Origin of the sequence: Alicyclobacillus suci, assembly GCF_017329615.1 — a bacterium.
Classification (GTDB): domain Bacteria; phylum Bacillota; class Bacilli; order Alicyclobacillales; family Alicyclobacillaceae; genus Alicyclobacillus; species Alicyclobacillus suci.
This window is the reverse complement of sequence record NZ_JAFMTW010000092.1, coordinates 1-3,950: the sequence shown is the minus strand read 5'-3', so window position 1 is coordinate 3,950 and position 3,950 is coordinate 1. Positions and strand designations below refer to the sequence as shown.

The following is a 3,950-nucleotide window of genomic DNA, read 5'->3' as shown; positions in this document are numbered from 1 at the left end:
AACTGCTCTCTCGATAACAAACTCATGTGTACGTCCTCCCAAACTTGTACTCCCATTTTACTGGGGTTGGGAGTTTACACAAAATATTTTACACCCTCTACTATACTCTTTGCGACGGTTCTAATGGAGCATGTGGTGACTGTAATAACAATGACATGCAGGCTGCATGGGCCAACTTATCAGGGTTCGGGAACCTTGAACCATCCGGATGCACATGTAACGGTTTTAACGGTTCTAATCTGCCGGCGTTTTCTTGTAACGAGACAGTTACTGTGAAGGACATATGTAATGATGTAACCGCTAGTGTGAAAATCACGGATCACGATAGTCCTGGCGGATGCTATTGCGATCATGATTGCAACGGTTATTACTCGGTTCTTCGAGCTATGGATATGACAGAACATGCCTTTGTTTACTTTACTGGTAGCACAACTGGTGGACTAACAGGTGTCACTGTAACCTATTAATTTTTCTACACCCAAATTTCATGGAGGCGATAAAAATGCCAATCACCATGCATAAGAATTTGCGCACTCAAGATCGTTATCGTTTTTTAAAGGGGAAGATTACTCAAATCAACAATCAAAGCGTAGTAATCCAACCTTACGGATCCAGCGAACAAACTGAAGCGTACTTCGACCCGCAGGTCACATATTTCTGGAAAGGTGGATTAACATTTACTAAGACAGTTACTGGAGCGGTGGGTGATCAAGGAACAGTTTCCGCTTTCCGTGACGATGCTACTGGACGTTTGCTAGTTGAAACACTGATGGTTAATCACGAACAGGTCCGCGGAACAATTACTGGAGTAAATGGTAATACCTTGGCCGTGAAGCAGCCTAAGTGGTTAGCTACGCTAAACCCAGAAGTAACTCTGTCGTTAAGGCCAGATGCGCTTGATTTCTATGACAATCGCGTAGATTTTTCTCAATTCAAAGCAGGGCAAAACGTAATTGCCCAAGGTGAGATTTTGAACCCTGGTCAGCTCGACATTTATCGAATCCACATTCAATAACAAGATACCTCAACGTAAATCTTTTTTACCAAAGAATGATGCCCGGATTGAGAGCCGGGCATCATTCTTTATTTTTAAATCGACTACCTCCCGCTAGGAAGGATGCCGAGTGTTGCTCAGAGAGTACGGAATACATATCCTCTCGCCCGGTAGTATCGAATAATTACAGGCAAGGCTTGAGCTGTTAGACGGCTTTGACTTACCACCATGAAACAAAACAATTGACCCTGGTCCTGCATTTCTTTCGACGTTTTGAACAATGGTTGTAGCTGACCGCGCTTTCCAGTCCAACGAGTCCACCGTCCAGAACACAACGGGGTGCCCCATTCTTCGGATGACAGGTATCTCCAGACGATTAATGCTTCCATACGTGGGGCGGTAGTACAAAGGATTGAGACCTGTTACTGCAACAATGGCTGAGTCAGCCATTCTAATTTCGGATTTGACAACAGACTCCGGCTGACGGGCGAGATTTTGATGATCATAGCCGTGGCTTCCGATTTCATGGCCGTCTTGTATAATTCGCTGAACAACTCCCGGAAATTCACGACACCGATATCCCAGGACAAAGAATGTGGCATGAACATGTCCTTGGCGCAGCACATTCAGAATTTGCGGCGTGTACATTGCTCCCGGTCCATCATCAAAGGTCAAATAAAGTACCTTTTGTTTCGCAAATACCGGCTTTGCAGATATGGAACTGGTTATCGTAAAGACACAGACACACAAGAGTGCAATTGTGATTTGAGTCACGGGATTGTTTCTGTACACGAAAAACCACCTCACAATTATATGAGGTTTTCCTAATGTGTCATCCATCATGTTGGGATTTTATCATCCATAATTTAGTAGGATAGGGGAATGCAACAAGTGAGGAGAGAAATTAATGATTGGAAAACACCAATCCTTAAAATGGTTCAGAATTGTGGGGCATCCGTATGATGGTTCTAGCGCAGATTTCATCTACTTTGTCGAATCCACTTCACCTCGAAGTGTAATCAAATACCACGGAAAACGAAGAAAACTTGATACAGGAGATGGAACCATCACTGTTCAGTTTCCGTCCAATGAAAAAGACGTTTAACTGCTACCCCCTTCGTGGATTCCTGAAAATGCTGCTGAGCCAATCACTGGAGACGTAACCACTATAGTGAGAGTACTGCCTGCCACCCGCTACGTTTGCGCGTGTGGGAAACGACATGTTTCCGATTTCCCATATCCGTCAATATAGTGTAGCTGTGGGAAAAAGGCACGGCCAATAAATGATTTTTCAAGTACATTGGAGTTCCAAAGACATCGAAATAAGCCGTTGGAATGTCAGTGACACTCCAATTGACACAAACTGCTGTCCCGAAATAAATTTTAAATTTTATGTGTAACAAAAGGGTAATCCTGCACGTCAGCTAGTCGAATTAACGATTAATGTCGGAGGGAAAACCAAATGAAAAAAGCTACTGGATTGATAATTGGACTACTAGGGGTATCCGCTGTGTCTGCAGGAATAGCAGTTCCTGCATTTGCATCGACTCATAACACATCTTCAAGACAGACCGCCGTTTCAGCATCTGCAATTCTCAAGTTGCTCCCTAAAGGCGCTCAAATCATTGCGTCAGATAAGAAGGGCGATTTGGTACAGTCTCTTGATTTATCTGGAGACGGACAGAACGACTATGCAGCTTTGTATAAATACTCCAATGGCAATGCAACTAATTTAATAGGTGCTATTATTGTTGACAGTAATAACGGCGTACTCCAGAAACTATGGCAGTACAACGGAAATATCGGTCTAGTCGCTCCAGCAAGCTTAGATGTGAAAGAAGTTTTACACAATAACAGTGACCAAGTTGTGTTTACGGCAGCTATAGGAGCTATGGCAAATCAAGTTGAAGTACTGTCTTGGGCCAATAATAAGGTGGAACCAATTTTCCAAACACAAGCGGCGCGAGTAGATATTGGTCAATACAAAAATGCTGGCCCAGACGAAATTTCAGCTTGGACATTAGATACTGGATATTTATATAATGTGCAAATGTATGGATGGAATTCTAAAGCAGAGCAATACACAGCTATCCAGAGCAGTGAAACCCCACAGTATTTTAAGACAGTTGTACTTCCCTATTATCAAAAGCTTGAAAATGGGGTTCAAGGGAAAACGGCTCCAAAAATGATTGCCTATGGATTAGCTGAGGCTTACTACAACAGTGGGGAATATAATCTGGCATTGACTCAAATTAATAAAGGCTTGGAAATGAGTGCAAAGGCATATCCACCAAACACCAAATTTCAAAGCTTGAAAACTCAAGTTGAAGCCAGTCTCAACAAACATTAAGACGTCTAACAAAGGCCAGATACTGAGGGATAATATCAGTATCTGACCTTAAGTCGTTAAAATTGTTCATTTTAAATTAGGTTTAGTTTCAAGGGGGGGGTTTAGACGAGAGAGCCATTACCACTGCAAGAGGCAATCGACAAATTGTTTGATTTATATGCTGATGATGTTTATCGATTTTCTTTTTCTCTAATTGGTAATCGGGATGATGCTATGGACGTAGTACAAGAGGTTTTTTTTCGAGCCTATAAAGGCTGGAATCAATTCCGCCATGATTCAGCACCAAAAACTTGGCTTTTCCAGATTGCACGGAACTATATAAACGACCTTTATCGAAAGAAGCGTTCCAATAGAGTTTATATAGACAACTATATTAGTACCTTTGATGAGAAAACTACTTCGTTCGAAGAGTGGATAGAAATACGGGACGCAATTTCTAAATTAAATGAGAACCACAGGCAAGTTATTCTACTGCGCTTTATCCACGATTTAAGCGTAGAGGACTCTGTGTCAACATCGGATTTAATTCCTCAAAAAAATCGGGTAGATTTCCCCAAAAACATCGGTTTTGATTTCCTCAAAATCATCGCGTAAGATTCCCCGGAC

General features: G+C 42.2%; 4 protein-coding genes. 3 read left to right on the top strand and 1 reads right to left on the bottom strand.

What is annotated here, in order from left to right; translation table 11 throughout:
- The first annotated feature begins 502 nt into the window (after window positions 1-502).
- Window positions 503-1,015, top strand: a complete 513-nt coding sequence (locus tag J3482_RS19595) for a hypothetical protein (RefSeq protein WP_146822362.1) — start codon at window positions 503-505, stop codon at window positions 1,013-1,015.
- Between the two features lie 93 nt (window positions 1,016-1,108).
- On the opposite strand, the gene J3482_RS19590 is transcribed toward J3482_RS19595, so the two are convergent.
- The gene (locus J3482_RS19590; protein WP_206923015.1) at window positions 1,109-1,786 is read right to left on the bottom strand and encodes a polysaccharide deacetylase family protein; all 678 of its coding nucleotides are present in this window, start codon (window positions 1,784-1,786) and stop codon (window positions 1,109-1,111) included.
- Window positions 1,787-2,456: 670 nt separating this feature from the next.
- On the opposite strand from J3482_RS19590, the gene J3482_RS19585 reads away from it, so the two are divergent.
- Both J3482_RS19585 and J3482_RS19580 read left to right on the top strand, forming a co-directional pair.
- The gene (locus J3482_RS19585; RefSeq protein WP_146822364.1) at window positions 2,457-3,344 is read left to right on the top strand and encodes a hypothetical protein; all 888 of its coding nucleotides are present in this window, start codon (window positions 2,457-2,459) and stop codon (window positions 3,342-3,344) included.
- 123 nt (window positions 3,345-3,467) lie between these two features.
- Window positions 3,468-3,938, top strand: a complete 471-nt coding sequence (locus tag J3482_RS19580) for an RNA polymerase sigma factor (RefSeq protein ID WP_268884596.1) — start codon at window positions 3,468-3,470, stop codon at window positions 3,936-3,938.
- Window positions 3,939-3,950 lie beyond the last annotated feature (12 nt).

Bases quoted from the DNA above. Each gene is read 5' to 3' on its own strand.
- J3482_RS19595 (WP_146822362.1), top strand. From the start codon at position 503: ATGCCAATCACCATGCATAAGAATTTGCGCACTCAAGATCGTTATCGT.
- J3482_RS19585 (WP_146822364.1), top strand. From the start codon at position 2,457: ATGAAAAAAGCTACTGGATTGATAATTGGACTACTAGGGGTATCCGCT.